The organism is Streptomyces sp. MGP-P1, assembly GCF_057766565.1.
This window is the reverse complement of sequence record NZ_JBYMEM010000007.1, coordinates 1552708-1568438: the sequence shown is the minus strand read 5'-3', so window position 1 is coordinate 1568438 and position 15731 is coordinate 1552708. Positions and strand designations below refer to the sequence as shown.

Annotated in this window: 10 protein-coding genes and 2 pseudogenes; 6 read left to right on the top strand and 6 right to left on the bottom strand. The window is 72.0% G+C overall.

What is annotated here, in order from left to right:
- The first annotated feature begins 69 nt into the window (after window positions 1-69).
- Window positions 70-1890, top strand: a complete 1821-nt coding sequence (locus AC3CH1_RS28515) for a bifunctional metallophosphatase/5'-nucleotidase (protein ID WP_488465524.1) — start codon at window positions 70-72, stop codon at window positions 1888-1890.
- Between the two features lie 200 nt (window positions 1891-2090).
- Here the strand turns inward: AC3CH1_RS28515 and AC3CH1_RS28510 are convergent.
- Both AC3CH1_RS28510 and AC3CH1_RS28505 read right to left on the bottom strand, forming a co-directional pair.
- Window positions 2091-3517: pseudogene (locus AC3CH1_RS28510) on the bottom strand (lysine N(6)-hydroxylase/L-ornithine N(5)-oxygenase family protein).
- Window positions 3514-4962 carry a pyridoxal phosphate-dependent decarboxylase family protein gene (locus AC3CH1_RS28505; RefSeq protein WP_488465523.1) on the bottom strand — a complete coding sequence of 483 codons (1449 nt, stop codon included), beginning with the start codon at window positions 4960-4962 and terminating at the stop codon, window positions 3514-3516. Before AC3CH1_RS28505 ends, AC3CH1_RS28510 begins: the two are co-directional and overlap by 4 nt.
- A 579-nt stretch (window positions 4963-5541) precedes the next feature.
- On the opposite strand from AC3CH1_RS28505, the gene AC3CH1_RS28500 reads away from it, so the two are divergent.
- Entirely contained in the window at window positions 5542-5982 is a 441-nt protein-coding gene (locus AC3CH1_RS28500; RefSeq protein WP_488465522.1) for an ATP-binding protein, read from the top strand.
- Between the two features lie 162 nt (window positions 5983-6144).
- Window positions 6145-6546 carry an ArsR/SmtB family transcription factor gene (locus tag AC3CH1_RS28495; protein WP_488465521.1) on the top strand — a complete coding sequence of 134 codons (402 nt, stop codon included), beginning with the start codon at window positions 6145-6147 and terminating at the stop codon, window positions 6544-6546.
- Window positions 6547-6623: 77 nt separating this feature from the next.
- Here the strand turns inward: AC3CH1_RS28495 and pepN are convergent, their stop codons facing one another.
- From pepN to AC3CH1_RS28480, 3 genes are all read right to left on the bottom strand, one after another.
- Window positions 6624-9221, bottom strand: coding sequence for an aminopeptidase N (gene pepN / locus AC3CH1_RS28490; RefSeq protein ID WP_488465520.1), 2598 nt, complete (start codon window positions 9219-9221; stop codon window positions 6624-6626).
- Window positions 9222-9543: 322 nt separating this feature from the next.
- Window positions 9544-9906 (bottom strand): chorismate mutase, encoded by a 363-nt coding sequence (locus tag AC3CH1_RS28485; protein WP_488465519.1) that lies wholly within the window; start codon window positions 9904-9906, stop codon window positions 9544-9546.
- Window positions 9907-9978: 72 nt separating this feature from the next.
- Window positions 9979-10857, bottom strand: coding sequence for an AraC family transcriptional regulator (locus AC3CH1_RS28480; RefSeq protein ID WP_488465518.1), 879 nt, complete (start codon window positions 10855-10857; stop codon window positions 9979-9981).
- Window positions 10858-11101: 244 nt separating this feature from the next.
- On the opposite strand from AC3CH1_RS28480, the pseudogene AC3CH1_RS28475 reads away from it, so the two are divergent.
- Window positions 11102-12999 (top strand): annotated as a pseudogene (locus AC3CH1_RS28475) (glycoside hydrolase family 35 protein).
- 31 nt (window positions 13000-13030) lie between these two features.
- Here AC3CH1_RS28475 and AC3CH1_RS28470 read toward each other — a convergent pair.
- On the bottom strand, window positions 13031-13810 hold the full coding sequence (locus tag AC3CH1_RS28470; protein ID WP_488465517.1) for a serine protease: 780 nt from the start codon (window positions 13808-13810) through the stop codon (window positions 13031-13033).
- Between the two features lie 232 nt (window positions 13811-14042).
- Here AC3CH1_RS28470 and AC3CH1_RS28465 point away from each other — a divergent pair, with 232 nt between their 5' ends.
- Together AC3CH1_RS28465 and AC3CH1_RS28460 are read left to right on the top strand one after the other, a co-directional pair.
- Complete coding sequence (locus AC3CH1_RS28465) at window positions 14043-14945, top strand: hypothetical protein (protein ID WP_488465516.1); 903 nt, start codon at window positions 14043-14045, stop codon at window positions 14943-14945.
- A 30-nt stretch (window positions 14946-14975) separates the two neighbouring features.
- A complete protein-coding gene (locus AC3CH1_RS28460) occupies window positions 14976-15731 on the top strand; it encodes an ankyrin repeat domain-containing protein (RefSeq protein ID WP_488465515.1) in 756 nt (251 codons plus the stop codon).

The following is a 15731-nucleotide window of genomic DNA, read 5'->3' as shown; positions in this document are numbered from 1 at the left end:
GGGTGTTGTGCGTGGTGGGTGCTGGGCCAGAATCTACGCGCGTTGCCCTACTGAACGAGGAGTGAAGAGATGCCGTTGAACCGTAGGACGTTTCTGGGCCGTTCGGCTGCCGCCGGTGCGGGTGTGGCGATGGCGGGCGGTGCGGTGGCCGGCTCGGCCGGTGCGGCGGAGCCGAAGGGGCACGGGGGCGGCCATGGGCGTCCGGCGAAGCGGTACTCCTTCACGGTGATGGGCACGACCGATCTGCACGGGAACGTCTTCAACTGGGACTACTTCACGGACAGGGAGTACGACGACTCCGCGCACAACGATGTCGGTCTGGCGAAGATCTCGACGTTGGTGGAGCAGGTGCGCCGGGAGAAGGGCCGTCGGAACACGTTGTTGATCGATGCGGGTGACACGATCCAGGGCACGCAGTTGTCGTACTACTACGCGAAGGTCGATCCGATCACGGCGCGGCGTGGTCCGGTGCATCCGATGGCGCGGGCGATGAACGCGATCGGTTATGACGCGGCGGCGCTCGGGAACCACGAGTTCAATTACGGCATTCCGGTGCTGCGGAAATTCGAGGAGCAGTGCGACTTCCCGTTGCTCGGGGCGAATGCGCTGGATGCGAGGACGTTGCGGCCGGCGTTCGCCCCGTATGTCATCAAGCGGATGCGGACGCCGTACGGGCGTGATGTGCGGGTGGCGGTGCTGGGGCTGACGAATCCGGGTATCGCGATCTGGGACAAGGCGAATGTGGGTGGGAAGATGGTGTTCCCGGGTCTTCAGGAGCAGGCGGCGAAGTGGGTGCCGAAGCTGCGGTCGATGGGTGCGGACGTGGTGCTGGTCTCGGCGCATTCGGGCTCTTCGGGGACGTCGTCGTGGGGGGATCAGTTGCCGTACGTGGAGAACGCGGCGGCGCTGGTCGCGGAGCAGGTGCCGGGGATCGACGCGATTCTGGTGGGGCACGCGCATGTGGAGATCGCCGAGCACTTCGTGACGAACAAGGAGACCGGGAAGCGGGTCGTGCTCTCGGAGCCGGCGAAGTGGGGTCAGCGGCTGACGCTGTTCGATTTCGATCTGGTGTGGGAGAAGGGCCGCTGGGCGGTGGAGAGGGCCGGTTCGCGGGTGTTGAACTCCAACACGGTGCCGGAGGACCGGAAGGTGACGTCGATGCTGCGGTCGGAGCACCGCAAGGTGGTGGAGTACGTCAATCAGGTGATCGGTACGTCGGTGGTGGCGATGTCGACGGCGGACGCGCCGTGGAAGGACGAGCCGATCATCGATCTGATCAACCAGGTGCAGGCGGAGACGGTGAAGGCGGCGCTGGCGGGTGGGGAGTTCGCGGCGTTGCCGGTGTTGTCGCAGGCTTCGTGTTTCTCGCGTACGGCGGGGATTCCGGCCGGTGAGGTGACGATCAGGGACGCGGCGGGGTTGTATCCGTTCGAGAACACGCTGGAGGCTCGGCTGCTCACGGGTGCGCAGTTGAAGGAGTATCTGGAGTATTCGGCGCGGTATTTCGTGCGGACGCCCGCCGGTGGTCCGGTGGACACGGCGAAGTTGACGAACGCGGACGGGATTCCGGACTACAACTACGACGCGGTGTCGGGGGTGACGTATGACATCGACATCGCTCGGCCGGTGGGTTCGCGGATCGTGGGGCTGTCCTTCGAGGGGAAGGCGATCGATCCGGCGGCGCGGTTCGTGTTCGCTGTGAACAACTATCGGGCGAGTGGTGGGGGGAACTTCCCGCATGTGCCGGGTGCGCGGCAGGTGTGGGCGGATTCGGACGAGATCCGGAACACGATCATCGGGTGGGTGCGGGAGAAGGGGTCGGTGGATCCGGCCGCGTTCGCTTCGGTGGGGTGGCGGCTGACGCGTGATGGGGCGCCGGTGTTCCCGTAACGCCGGTGTCGCCGTGATGCCGGTGTTGGCGTAACGCCGTTGGTGCCGTGATCCCTTGGTGCCGGTGTTCCCGTATCGCTGGTTCTCGTAACGCTGGTGTTCCTTTGACGCCGGTGTTCCCGTGGGGCTGTGCGCGGTGGGTTGTTCGTTCGGCCCGGGTCTCCTTCGGTGGGGGCCCGGGCCGTTCGTTGTGCGGGGGGCTAGACGGATTGGCTCAGGGGGACGAGGGCGTGGGCCTGGGCGGGGATTCGCGGGGGTTGGGGGGCGAGGCCGAAGGTGGTGAAGGCGGTGCGGGCGGGGAGGGGGTAGGGGTTGGCGTCGGTGAGGTTGTTGAGGATGGTGGCGCTGCGCCAGGCGGCGAGGCCGAGGTCGGGGCGCCGACTCCGTGGGTGTGGCGTTCGGCGTTCTGTACGTAGACGTGTCCGGTGACGGCGGGGTCGAGGACCAGGCGGTACTGGTCGTCGATGCGGGGGCGGTGGGAGGCGTCGCGGCTGAGGTAGGGGCCGAGGCTGCCGAGGACGGCGTCGAGGGGGCGTTCGCGGTAGCCGGTGGCGAGGATGACGGCGTCGGTGGTGAGGCGGGAGCGGGTGCCCTGCTGGGTGTGTTCGAGGTGGAGTTCGACGCGGGTGTTGGCGACGCGTCCGGCGGTGCGGACGTGGACTCCGGGGGTGAGGGTGGCGTCGGGCCAGCCGCCGTGGAGGGTGCGGCGGTAGAGCTCGTCGTGGATGGCGGCGATGGTGTCGGCGTCGATGCCTTTGTGGAGTTGCCATTGGCGGGGGACGAGTTCGTCGCGGGCGGTTTCGGGGAGGGCGTGGAAGTAGCGGCTGTAGTCGGGGGTGAAGTGTTCGAGGCCGAGTTTGGAGTACTCCATGGGGGCGAAGGCCTGGGTGCGGGCGAGCCAGTGGATCTTCTCGGCGCCTTCGGGGCGGGCGCGCAGGAGGTCGAGGAAGATCTCGGCGCCGGACTGTCCTGATCCGATGACGGTGATGTGTTCGGCGGTGAGGAGCCGTTCGCGGTGGCAGAGGTAGTCGGCGGAGTGGAGTACGGGGACGGTTTCGGCTTCGGCGAGGGGTTTGAGGGGTTCGGGGACGAAGGGTTCGGTGCCGATGCCGAGGGCGATGTGGCGGGCGTAGGCGCGGCCGAGGGCTTCGGCTTCGCCGTCGCGGTCGAGTTGGGTGAAGTCGACTTCGAAGAGGGCGCGGTCGGTGTTCCAGCGGACGGCGTCGACCTGGTGGCCGAAGTGGAGGCCGGGGAGTTGTTCGCTGACCCAGCGGCAGTAGGCGTCGTATTCGGCTCGTTGGATGTGGAAGCGCTCGGCGAAGTAGAAGGGGAAGAGGCGGTCGCGGGTGCGGAGGTAGTTGAGGAAGCTCCAGGGGCTGGTGGGGTCGGCGAGGGTGACGAGGTCGGCGAGGAAGGGGACCTGGAGGCTGGCGCCGTCGAGGAGGAGGCCGGGGTGCCAGTGGAAGGCGGGGCGTTGTTCGTAGAAGGTCGCGGCGAGGGGGCGGGGGTCGTCGGTGCTCGCGGGGATGTTGTGGGCGAGTGCGGCGAGGGAGAGGTTGAAGGGGCCGATGCCGATGCCGACGAGGTCGTGTGGCTGGTCGGGGGCGGGGGCGGGCCGGGCGGTCATCGCGGGGTGTCGCTTTCCGTGGGGTGAGGGGTGGGGTGGGTCGCGGTGGGGGTGATGGGCGGGTGGGTGAGGTGTTCGGTGGCGGTGTCGGTGATGAGGTCGAGGAGTGCTTGGAGGTCCTGGGGGGTGGTGTGGGGGTTGAGGAGGGTGGCTTTGAGCCAGAGGCGGCCTTCGGCGAGGGCGCGGCCGAGGACGGCGTGGCCGCGTTGGAGGAGGGTGCGGCGGACGGTGGCGACGGTGTGGTCGTCGGCGTCGGTGGGGCGCAGGAGGACGGTGCTGATGGTGGGGCGGTCGTAGAGGTCGAGGGTGGGGTTCTTGGTGACGAGGTCGGCGAGGTGGTGGGCGGTGGCGAGGGTGCGGTCGATGAGGTCGGCGAGTCCGGTGCGGCCGAGTGCCTGGAGGGTGACGGCGATCTTGAGGGCGTCGGGGCGGCGGGTGGTGCGCAGGGAGCGGCCGAGGAGGTCGGGGAGGCCGGCTTCGGTGTCGTCGTCGGCGTTGAGGTAGGGGGCGTGGTGGTGGAGGGGGGTGAGGTGGTGGTGTTCGGGTACGGCGAGGAGGCCGGCACTGGCGGGTTGCCAGCCGAGTTTGTGCAGGTCGAGGGTGACGCTGTGGGCGCGGTCGAGGCCGTGGAGGAGGCTGCGGTGGGTGGGGCTGAAGAGGAGGGGTCCGCCGTAGGCGGCGTCGATGTGGAGTTCGGCGCCGTGGGTGGTGCAGAGGTCGGCGATGGCGTCGAGGGGGTCGATGTCGCCGGTGTCGGTGGTGCCGGCGGTGGCGACGACGAGGAGGGGGCGGTGGAGTTCGGTGAGGGCTTGGTCGAGGGCGGCGAGGTCGAGGGCGCCGGTGGGGGCGGGGACGATGACGGGTTCGGGGAGGCCGAGGAGCCAGGCGGCGCGGGTGACGCTGTGGTGGGCGTTGGCGCCGCAGATGGTCTGTACGGGGCCGTGGCGTTCGCGGGCGAGGAGCAGGGCGAGTTGGTTGGCCTCGGTGCCGCCGGTGGTGATGACGGCGTCGGGTGAGCGGGTGTGGGGGTAGATCTCGGCGGCGAGTGCGGTGGTGAGGTCGGCTTCGAGGGCGGAGGCGGCGGGGGCCTGGTCCCAGGAGTCCATGGAGGGGTTGAGGGCGCTGGCGGCGAGGTCGGCTGCTGCTGCCAGGGCGAGGGGCGGGGTGTGGAGGTGGGCGGCGCAGTGGGGGTGTGCGGGGTCCGCGGCGCCTGCGGCGAGGGCGGTGACGAGGCTGCGGAGGGCGTGGTGGGGTCCGGTGCCATGGTCGGGGATGAGGGGGTGGGTGGCGGTGCGGGTGCGGGGGGTGACGGTGTCGGGTCCGCCGGCGGGGAGGGGGCCGTCGCGGAGGGTCGCGCCGTCGTGGAGTGCGGTGAGGACGGTGTCGATGAGGGGGCGGAGGGCGGCGGGGCCCGCGGTGCCTCCGGCGAGGGGCGGGGTGGGCATGGGTGAGGTGGTCCTTCGGGTGCGCGGGGGTGGGCGTGCCGGCTTGTCCCGGGTTTCGGGTGGCGCGGCCGAAGAGCCCAACGATCTGAACTCGAAAGGGGTACTGCCGGTTGGTGTGGCCCGGTCGGGGAGGGTCGGGGTGGTAGGGGTGTGCGGTTGTGGGACGGGTGTGCGTGTCCGGGGGGAGGCTGGGGTGGGGGCAACGTGGGGGGCCGGGGCGGAGGGGCCGGGGTGGGGAAGGCCGAGGTAGTGGGGCGGCCGGGGTGGGGAAGGCCGAGACGGCGGGAAGGCCGAGGTGACGGGAAGGCCGAGGTGGGGAGTTGGCCGGGGTGGGCGGGGCGAGGCGGGTTCGGGGTGGGGTTCGGGGTGGGGTTCGGGGTGGGGTTCGGGGTGGGGTTCGGGGCGCGGCCCGGTCGGGGGCTGGGGCAGCGCCCTTCCTGATCCGATCCTTGCTCAATGAGTGAATTGCAGATTTCAGCAATTCACTACATGCTGTACGGGCCGTTCCGCCGTCGGCGCGCGGCCCCCGCGCGGCTCTCCGGCCCGCGGCGGTGGTTTCCTGGCCGGGGAGTCCGCCCGATGATCACGCCGCCCGACACGTTGCCGTACCGGCATGTGCTGACGCTGCCCGCGATGGGGGCGTCCGTGCGCATCGCCCGGGAGACCGCCGAGCAGGTGCTGGCGGAGTGGGGGGTGACGTCGGGCGACACGTGCCGGGATCCGGCGCTGCTGATCCTCAGCGAGCTGGTGGCCAACAGCGTGCGGCATGCGGCGGTGCTCTCGCCGAACGTGACGGTGGTGTTCGCGGGCGGGCCGGGCACGTTCGCGTTCGGCGTGCACGACCGTCACCCCTACCGGCCGGCTCTGTTCGCGTCCGCCGGTACGGCTCCGGGGCGGGGCCTGGCCACCGTGATGGAGCTGACCCACGGTCTGGGCGGCAGCGCGGTGGTGCGGGGCGATGTCGACGAGGGCGGCAAGAGCATCTGGATCACCCTCCCGCTGCGGCCCGGGGGCCGGTGAACGGACCGGCGGTTGGCTCCGGGGCTGTCGGGTGACTTCGCGGCGGGAGGCCGTCCCCGGGTTCATCCGTGGGGGGTGAAGGCGCGAGGATGAACCCATGGAGAAGAGTTCTGGTCAGCTGTGGTGCGACGGATTCCCGGCGTGCGGAACGGGGCCGCGCCGGTGAGCACACCGCTGTACCGATTGAAGGCGGAGTTCTTCAAGACGCTGGGGCACCCGGTCCGGATCAGGGTGCTCGAACTGCTCAGTGAACGCGAGCACGCGGTCTCGGAGATGCTGAACGAGGTGGGGGTCGAGGCCGCCCATCTCTCGCAGCAGCTGGCCGTGTTGCGCCGTGCCGGTCTCGTGACGGCCCGGCGGGAGGGCTCGGCCGTCCACTACACGCTGTCCGACCCGGGGGTGGCGGAGCTGCTGCGGGTGGCGCGGACGATCCTGACCGGGGTGCTGGCGGGCCAGGCGGAGCTGCTGGCCGATCTGCGGGCGACGGGCGGCTCCGGGGACGACGCCCCGGTCGGGGCTTCTCCGGACGACGTCGCGGACGGGAACGGAGAGGGCCCCGGCTGATCCTCCTTACCGTCCGGTGATCCCTCACGCGGCCGCGAGGCGGGAAGCGGTTCCCGTCCCGCGGCGGTGCGCGGCGGTCAGTCGGCGAGGGCGACGGCGACGGCCGACCGTACGGCGAGGGCGCGGCGCAGGTCGTCGAGCTGGTCGACGAGCTTGCGGCGCAGCGCGGGGGTGAGGGCCGGGTCGTCCAGGGCGCGGGTGCCGGTGCCGAGGCTCGTGGGGTCGACGGCGTACGCGGGGAAGGCGTAGCGTCCGGCGGCTTCGGCGATGGCGGGGCCCCGGCGCTCGGCGAGGGCGATGGCGTCCGGGTAGAAGCGGGGCACGTAGTCGTCGGTCAGCTCTTCCTGGCCGGGCTGCCAGAAGCCCTGGGCGGTGGCGGTGAAGAGGTAGTTGGACAGGGTGTCGTCGGTGAACAGGGCGTCCCAGGCGACGGCCTTGGCCTCGGCGGTGGGCAGCGCGGCACGGCAGCGGGCGGCGCCCTCGCGGCCGGTGGCGCTGGGGTCGGCTTCGAGCGCGGCCGCGATGGTGGTCTCGTCGGTGGCGCCGAGGACGGCGAGCCGGGTGAGGATGCGCCAGCGCAGCTCGGGGTCGAGCTCGGGTCCGCCGTGGACGGTGCCTTCGTCGAGCCAGCTCCGGAGCGTGTCGGGCTGGGTGGCGGCGTCGATGAAGTGGCGTACGGCGATGAGGCGGAGGCCCGGCTGTGAGCCGTCCTCGGTGCGGCGGATGAGGTCGCGGCAGAGGTCGGTGAGGGTGGCGCGGGCGGCGGGCAGGTCCTCGGGGATGGAGTAGCGGTCGACGACCTGGCCGGCGGCGAAGGACAGGACGCCCTGGACGAGCGCGAGGTCGGTCTCGTGCGGGAGGTGCGTGCGGACGGTCGCGAGGTAGGTGGCGGGAGGGAGCTGTGCGTCGCGGACCATGTCGCGGGCGGTGTTCCAGACGACGGCGCGGGTGAGGGCGTCGGGGATGCCGGAGAGGCTGGTCAGGACGGTGTCCCAGGAAGCGGTGTCCAGGCGGATCTTGGCGTAGGTGAGGTCGCCGTCGTTGAGGACGACGAGGGCGGGGCGGTGGCCGGGGCGGATCGTGGGCGTTCCGTCGCCGGGTACGTCGAGGTCGAAGCGGTCGCGCAGGGCGAGGTGGCCGAGGCCGGGCTGGGTGCCCAGGGCGTGGTCGTAGGCGCCGACGGTGACGCGGTGGGGGCGGGAGCCGTCGCGGGTGACGGTGAGGGCCCAGGACTGGCCGTTGCCGGTCGGCTCGATGGGGCCGGCGGGGGGCTCGGGGGCGTTGATCCCGGCGGTGAGGGTGTCGATGCCCGTGGTGCGCAGCCACTGTTCGGCCCAGGCGTGGACGTCGCGGTCGGTGGCGGAGGCCAGGTTGTCGATGAAGTCGGCGAGGGTGGCGTTGGCGAACTTGTGGCGGGCGAAGTGGGTGTTGATGCCGGCCAGGAAGTCCTTCTCGCCGAGCCAGGCGACGAGTTGGCGCAGTGCGGAGGCGCCCTTGGCGTAGCTGATGCCGTCGAAGTTGAGGAGGGCGGACGCGGTGTCGGGGACGGCGTCGGGGTCCGGGGCGACGGGGTGGGTGGAGGGGCGCTGGTCGGCGTCGTAGCCCCAGCCCTTGCGGGCGACGCCGAAGTCGACCCAGGTGTCGGGGAAGGGGGTCTCCCCTGCTCGCACGGAGTCGAGAGCGCGGGGCAGGGTGACCTCGGTGAGGGTCTGGTAGCCCATGTACTCGGCGAAGGACTCGTTGAGCCAGATGTCGTCCCACCAGGCCAGGGTGACGAGGTCGCCGAACCACATGTGGGCCATCTCGTGGGCGATGACCATGGCGCGGGTCTGCCGCTCGGTGTCGGTGACGGCGGAGCGGTAGACGAACTCGTCGCGGAAGGTGACGAGTCCGGGGTTCTCCATGGCGCCCGCGTTGAATTCGGGGACGAAGGCCTGGTCGTAGGAGTCGAACGGGTAGGGCTCGTCGAACTTCTCGTGGTAGCGGTCGTACAGGGCGCGGGTGATGTCGAGGATCTCGTCGGCGTCGGCGTCCAGGTAGGGCGCGAGGGAACGGCGGCAGTGGATACCGAAGGGGAGCCCGGCGTGCTCGGTGGTGACCGAGTGCCAGGGTCCCGCGGCGACCGCGACGAGGTAGGTGGAGACGAGGGGTGTGGGGGCGATGGTCCAGCGCCCCTCCCCCGTGTGTTCGGCGACGCCGTTGCCGAGGACGGTCCAGCCTTCGGGCGCGGTGACGTCGATGGCGAAGACGGACTTGAGGTCGGGCTGGTCGAAGGCGGCGAAGACGCGCTGGACGTCCTCCATGAACAGCTGGGTGTAGACGTAGGTCTCGCCGTCGGTGGGGTCGGTGAAGCGGTGCATGCCCTCGCCGGTGCGGGAGTAGTGCATCGCGGCGTCGACGCGCAGTTCGTGGGGGCCGGCGGTGATTCCGGTGAGGGGGTAGCGGTTGCCGTCGAGGAGGGCGGGGTCCAGGGGTTGTCCGTCGAGACTGATCGAGCGCAGGGTGGCGGGCTTGACCTCGACGAAGGTGTCTCCGGCCGCGCGGGCGGTGAACCGGATGGCGGTGGCGGAGTCGAAGGTCTCCTCGCCGGTGGTGAGGTCGAGGGCGATCGTGTACCGCTCCACGTCGAGGATCTGGGCTCGGGTCTGCGCTTCGTCGCGCGTCAGTACGGACATGTTCCCATGCTGCCGTACGGGGGACGGCGGGCGCAGCGGGGTTCTCGCTGGGCGGACGGGGCGGTCCGGGAGGGCGCGCGGGGCGGGTCTCGCGGGGCGCGTCCCCCGTGGCGGGCGGGCCTCGCCGGGTGGATCTCACCGGGCGGGCTTCGCGGTGCGCGTCCTCGGTCCGGACGGTCGGACTTCAGGGTGCGCGTGGCTGGGCCCGGGCGGTCGGATTTCGCGGTGCGCGTGGCTGGGCCAGGACGGTCGGGTTTCATGGTGCGCGTCGCTGGGCCCGGACGGGCGGGTTTCGCGGTGCGCGTGGCTGGGCCCCGGATGGTCAGGCTCCGGTGGTGGCGCCCCTCGTTTCTCCGGTGCGGGCGGCGTCGCCGTTCCCCGCTTCGTCGGCGATGCGCTCGTGGTGGCGGATCACCTCGGCGATGATGAAGTTCAGCAGCTTCTCGGCGAACGCCGGGTCCAGGTTGGCGCTCTGCGCGAGCTGCCTGAGCCGGGCGATCTGGCGGGTCTCGCGGGCGGGGTCGGCGGGTGGCAGCCTGTGGTCCGCCTTGAGGCGGCCGACCTGCTGGGTGGCCTTGAACCGCTCGGCCAGCATGTGGACGACGGCGGCGTCGATGTTGTCGATGCTCTCGCGCAGCCGGTTCAGCTCGGCCTGGACGGACGCGTCGATTTCGCTCGTACTCATGGTCAGCGAGCTTAGGGCCCCGCGCCGCCGCCCCCCAATCGTCGGTGGTCAGTGGGTGGTGGACGGCCGCGCTCAGGTGACGATCGTCGGCGGGTCGTCGGGGTCGGGCACCCGGTCGCTCCAGCCGCCGGGAACGCTGCGGCCCTGCTGTTCGCGGAAGCGGACGGGGGCCGTGCCGACCCGGCGGGCGAAGAGCCGGGAGAAGTAGGCGGGGTCGTCGTAGCCGACGCGGCGGGCCACGGCGGCGACCGGGAGGTCGGTGGCCGCGAGGAGTTCCTTGGCCCGGCCCAGGCGGATGCCCAGCAGGTAGTCCTTGGGGCTGCAGCCGGCGCCGCGCCGTACGGCGGTGCGCAGTTCGGCGGGGGTCATGCCGTGCCGGGCGGCGTGCTCGGCGACGGTGAGCGGCTGGTACGCGTCGCGGGCCAGCGCCTGGAGCACCGGGTCGCCGTCGGGGCCGATGTCGGCGCGGGCGCGGCGCAGGGTGACGAGCAGTTCGTGGACGGCGGCCCCGGTCTCCACCTCCAGGAGGGGGTTGCCGCGCCGGGCGGCGCGCACGATGCGTCCGACGGCCGCACGGGGGGCGGCGGTGTCGGAGAGGGGGACGAGGGGGCGGTCGGGCTCGATGTAGCCGAGTTCGGTGTACGTGGTGGTGGCGGGGCCGGTGAAGTCGACGAAGCTCTCGTCCCAGCCGGTACCGGGGTCGGCGCCGTAGTGGTGGCGGGTGCCGGGGGTCAGCCAGATGAGGCTGGGGCCGGTGACGGGGGTGCGGCGGCCGTCGGAGCCCTTGAACCAGCCGGTGCCGGAGTTGACGATCACGGCGACGTGGTGGTCGAGGGTGCGGGGTCCGACGGTGGGCAGCGCCCCGTGCTGGAGTCCGACGCCGAGGCAGACGAGGCCCAGGCGGTGGTGGAGCGGGCTCGGGGTGAAGAAGCGCATCCAGGTGTGGTACATCGCGGTCCTTCCTCTCCCTGCTGGTCCGGGTGGCGACCCGACTGGTCCGGGTGCCGACCCGGCAGACCCGTGGCGTCCGGTCCGGTCCCCGCTGGTCCATGGTGTCCGGCGCCCACAGGCCCGTTGTGTCCAATCAACAGCGATCTTTGTCCATGGACCGGGTGCGGCGCCAGAGGTGAAGGTGGTCGGACCCATCGACCCGAGGGCCGCCGGGTGCGGCCGAGCACAGGAGCGTACGAGCACCATGACCGACTTCACCGTGGGGGACGACTGCTTCCGGCTCGACGGGAAGCCCGTGCGACTGCTGTCGGGCGCCCTGCACTACTTCCGCGTGCACGAGGCGCAGTGGGAGCACCGGCTGGCGATGCTCGCCGCGATGGGGCTGAACTGCGTCGAGACGTACGTGCCGTGGAATCTGCACGAGCCCCGGGAGGGCGAGGTCCGGGATGTCGGGGCCCTCGGCCGGTTCCTGGACGCGGCGGGGCGGGCGGGGCTGTGGGCGATCGTGCGGCCGGGTCCGTACATCTGCGCCGAGTGGGAGAACGGCGGTCTTCCGGTGTGGGTGACGGGCCGGTTCGGGCGTCGGGTGCGCACCCGGGACGCGGCGTACCGGACGGTGGTGGAACGGTGGTTCCGGGAGCTGCTGCCGCAGGTGGTGCAGCGGCAGGTGTCCCGGGGCGGCCCGGTGATCCTCGTACAGGCGGAGAACGAGTACGGGAGTTACGGCAGCGACGCGGTGTATCTGGGGTGGCTGGCCGGGCTGTTGCGGCAGTGCGGGGTGACGGTTCCCCTGTTCACGTCGGACGGCCCGGAGGACCACATGCTGACCGGTGGTTCGGTGCCGGGGCTGCTCGCGACGGCCAACTTCGGTTCGGGGGCGCGGGAGGGTTTCGAGGTGCTGCGCCGGCATCAGGTGAGGGGCCCGCTGATGTGCATGGAGTTCTGGTGCGGCTGGTTCGACCACTGGGGGGCCGAGCCGGTGCGCCGGGATCCGGAACAGGCGGCCGGGGCGCTGCGGGAGATCCTGGAGTGGGGGGCGTCGGTGAACATCTACATGGCGCACGGGGGGACGAACTTCGGGGGCTGGGCGGGGGCGAACCGGTCGGGCCCCCATCAGGACGAGTCGTTCCGGCCGACGGTGACGTCGTACGACTACGACGCGCCGGTCGACGAGTACGGGCGGGCCACGGAGAAGTTCCGGCTGTTCCGGGAGGTCCTGGAGGCTTACGCCGAGGGGCCGTTGCCCGCGCTGCCGCCGGAGCCGGTCGGGCTCGCCGGGCCGGTGCGGGTGGAGCTGACGGAGTGGGCCGGGCTCGGGGATGTCCTGGAGGCGCTGGGCGATCCGGAGACGGAGTCGGGGGTGCCGCCGACGTTCGAGGAGCTGGGCGTGGACCGGGGTCTCGTGCGCTACCGGGTGGCGGTCCCGGGGCCGCGCCAGGCGTATCCGCTGAAGGTCTCGGGGCTGCGGGACCGGGCGGTGGTGTACGTGGACGGGGTCCGGGCCGGGGTGCTGACCGAGGAGTCCGGCACGCTGCCCGAGCCGGTGGCGGGCCCGGAGGAGGTCGAGCTGTGGGTGGAGTCGCTGGGCCGGGTCAACTACGGGCCGCGCCTCGGCGAGCCCAAGGGCGTGACGGGTGGGGTGCTGCACGAGCGGCAGTATCTGCACGGGGTACGGGCCCGGGGGCTGCGGCTCGACGCGTTCGAGGCGGCGGACGCAGGGGCCGCGGTCCCGTTCGGGCCGGTGGAGGCCGCCGCCGGCGCGGGTGACGCGGGGCGGACGGGCCTGTTCCGGGGGACGTTCACCATCGGGGGGACCGCGGGCGCTTCAGGCGCTTCAGCCGCCTCCAGCTCCGCCCCTTCCGCCGCTTCCGGTGCCTCCGGCACCTCGGGCGCTTCAGGTGTCGATCACGCGGGGCTCGAACTGCCGGGCTGGACGCGCGGGTTCGTCTGGGTGAACGGCTTCTGCCTCGGCCGGTACTGGTCGGTGGGCCCGCAGCGGACCCTGTACGTACCGGGCCCGGTGCTCCGCGAGGGCGCCAACGAGGTGTGGGTCCTGGAGCTGGAGGACGCGGGCGAGCCGTGTGTGGAGCTGGGTCCGGGGCGCCCGTACGGACGGGCACCCCCGGGGTGGTTCAGCCGTGATCACCCGCGAGGGTGCGGGCGGTCGGGAGCGTCAGAGACCGGCGGCCGCGGAGGCGATGGCGGAGGCGAAGGTCGAGACTTCGGTGTAGACGCCGGGGTAGTTGGGTCGGGCACAGCCCTGGCCGTAGCTGGTGATCCCGACCTGGACCCAGGCTCCGGCGTTGTCCCGGCGGAACATCGGGCCGCCGGAGTCACCCTGGCAGGTGTCGACGCCACCGGTGCTGAGGTAGCCGGCGCAGATTTCCTCCCCGGCGACGAATGAGCTGCCGTAGGCGGAGCGGCAGGCGGTGTCGGAGACGAACGGGACGTCGGCCTTGAGCAGGTAGCGCTGCTGGCTGCCGCCCTCGCGGTTGGCTCCCCAGCCGGCGACGGTGAAGGTGCCCTGGTTGTAGGCGGTGGTGGTGGCGATCTTCAGGGTGGGCAGATTGATGGGCTGGGCGAGCTTGATGAGCGCCCAGTCCTTGCCGGTGCCGTTGTAGCCGGGCGCCTGGAGGACCTTGGTGGAGCGGACCTTGATGGCGCTCGTCGACTGGAGGTCGGCGACGCCGGCGGTGGCGGTGATCGAGGTGTTGTTGCCCGATCCGTTCACGCAGTGGGCGGCGGTGAGGACGATGTCCTTGGTGTAGAGGGCGCCGCCGCAGCCCATGGAGAGCCGGACCATGAAGGGGAACTCGCCCTGGGCGGCGCGGGTTCCGCCGACGATGGGGTTGGGGGCGGCGGAAGCGGTGGCGGGCTGGAGGCCGACGACGGCTACGGCGACGGTGGCGACGACGACGGAACATCTCTTCAGCGCACGCAGAAGCTGCTTCACGGAGAGCCTTCTTTCGTGGGGGGTTGCTGTGGGAACCACGACGGGACGACCCCATGATTTGGCCATGAACCCGTCAAGTTCATCCGATTATCGGGAGGCGGTCACCGCTGCCACAAGGCGCACTTTTCGGCCAGGCTCGGCGCGGCGGATCCCCGCGCCCCTCGGGCGGCCCGGCCTACAGTGGAGACCGGCCGCGGGCGGGGCCTCGGCCGGAGCGGATGGGGGTACGGACGTGAGCAACGGCAGTCCGGGCGCACCGGTCGTCCACGGCTTTCCGCATCTGGACACGGTCCGGTCCGCGATCACCGCGCTGTACCGGCGGCTCTCACCGGACGGCGTCCACACCTACGGCACCAGCCTGGTCCCCGCCGACGCCGCCTTCTCCGACGCGGACGATCTCCACCTCGGCGCCCAGCGGGTGGCGCGCTCCCTGGTCCAGCACCTCCATCTGCCCGAGGCCCGCATGATCGTCGGCTTCCGGGCGATGGAGCACGCGGCGAGCGTGGAACTGACGGCCGGCCCCGAGTACTTCATCGAGCTCAACGACCGCTTCCGCACCCACCGCAGGGACATCGGGGCGGCGCTCGCGCACGAGGTCACCCATGTGCTGCTGCACCGGCTCGACCTGGAGTTCCCCGGCACCCGCGCCAACGAGATCCTGACCGACACGACGACGGCCTACCTCGGCACGGGCTGGCTGCTGCTGGACGCGTTCCGGGAGGACGCCACGTCCCGCCAGAAGCTCGGCTATCTCACCCCCGAGGAGTTCGGATACGTCCTGGCCAAGCGGGCGTTCGCCTTCGGTGAGGACCCCTCCCCGTGGTTCACCAGCCCCCAGGCGTACACCGCGTACACCAAGGGGCGGGAGCGGGCACTGCACGATCTGCGCAGGCCCCCGCTGACCGCCGCGGGCTGGGCGGGCCGCCGCCGCTACGCCAAGGACCGGCGGTACGCCCAGGACCACCCCGGCACGAGCCCGGACCCGAACGTCCCGTACGCCTTCGAGACCGGCGATCGGGGACTGCGCGTCTCGTTCCCCTGCCCCACCTGCCACCAGCGCATCCGGGTCCCCGTCCGGGGCCGGTTCACCGCGCGCTGCGGGCTGTGCCGGACGGCCCTGGAATGCGACACCTGAGCGTGGTTCCGGCCACCGTAGGATCGAAGCATGACGAACGAGCCGATCAGGGACGAACTACACCTGTTCGACGCGCTGTACGAGGACGAGAACGCGGTCGTACGGGCGCTGCGCTCGGGCGCGCCGGCCGAGTCGAGCGACGAGGAGGGCACGACGGCGCTCTATCTGGCGTCGGTGCAGGACCGGCTGGAGGCGGTGCGCCTGCTGCTCGCCGTCGGGGCGGACCCGAACCGGGCGAGCGGCCCGGAGGCGAGCGACCTGCCGCTGTGCGGCGCGGCGTGCGGCGGGCACACCCAGGTGGTGGAGGCGCTGCTGTCCGCCGGGGCCCGGCCGGACCTGCGCGAGGCGTTCGGTTTCACCGCGCTGCGGTGGGCGGTCGGTCTGGGACACGCCCCGACGGTGGAAGTGCTCCTGGCCCGGGGCGCGGACCCGCTGCTGCCGGGCCCGCAGGGCGAGGCGATGCTGGTGCTGGCGGCGCAGCGCGGATCCGCGCGGACGGTACGGGCGCTGCTCGCGCACGGTGCGGGGGCGGCGGGGCAGGAGTCCGCGGTCGCGTTCGCGCTGGCCGAGGCGCGGCGCGTCGCCGCCCTCGATCCGGAGCGGGAGTTGCGGCGGCGGCTGGAGGAGTCGTACGGCTCCGGCATCGAGACGGTGACGCTCCGCGACCTCAGGGACGGCGAGGAGACCATGGCGGTGGAGCTGCTCAGGGACGGGGTGCCTGCGGCCGGCACGGACCAGCACACGGGCCACGGGGAGATCGCGGCCCTGCTGGGCGGGCCGTCGTAG

Bases quoted from the DNA above. Each gene is read 5' to 3' on its own strand.
- AC3CH1_RS28515 (WP_488465524.1), top strand. From the start codon at position 70: ATGCCGTTGAACCGTAGGACGTTTCTGGGCCGTTCGGCTGCCGCCGGT.
- AC3CH1_RS28505 (WP_488465523.1), bottom strand. From the start codon at position 4,962: ATGCCCACCCCGCCCCTCGCCGGAGGCACCGCGGGCCCCGCCGCCCTC.
- AC3CH1_RS28500 (WP_488465522.1), top strand. From the start codon at position 5,542: ATGATCACGCCGCCCGACACGTTGCCGTACCGGCATGTGCTGACGCTG.
- pepN (WP_488465520.1), bottom strand. From the start codon at position 9,221: ATGTCCGTACTGACGCGCGACGAAGCGCAGACCCGAGCCCAGATCCTC.
- AC3CH1_RS28485 (WP_488465519.1), bottom strand. From the start codon at position 9,906: ATGAGTACGAGCGAAATCGACGCGTCCGTCCAGGCCGAGCTGAACCGG.
- AC3CH1_RS28480 (WP_488465518.1), bottom strand. From the start codon at position 10,857: ATGTACCACACCTGGATGCGCTTCTTCACCCCGAGCCCGCTCCACCAC.
- AC3CH1_RS28460 (WP_488465515.1), top strand. From the start codon at position 14,976: ATGACGAACGAGCCGATCAGGGACGAACTACACCTGTTCGACGCGCTG.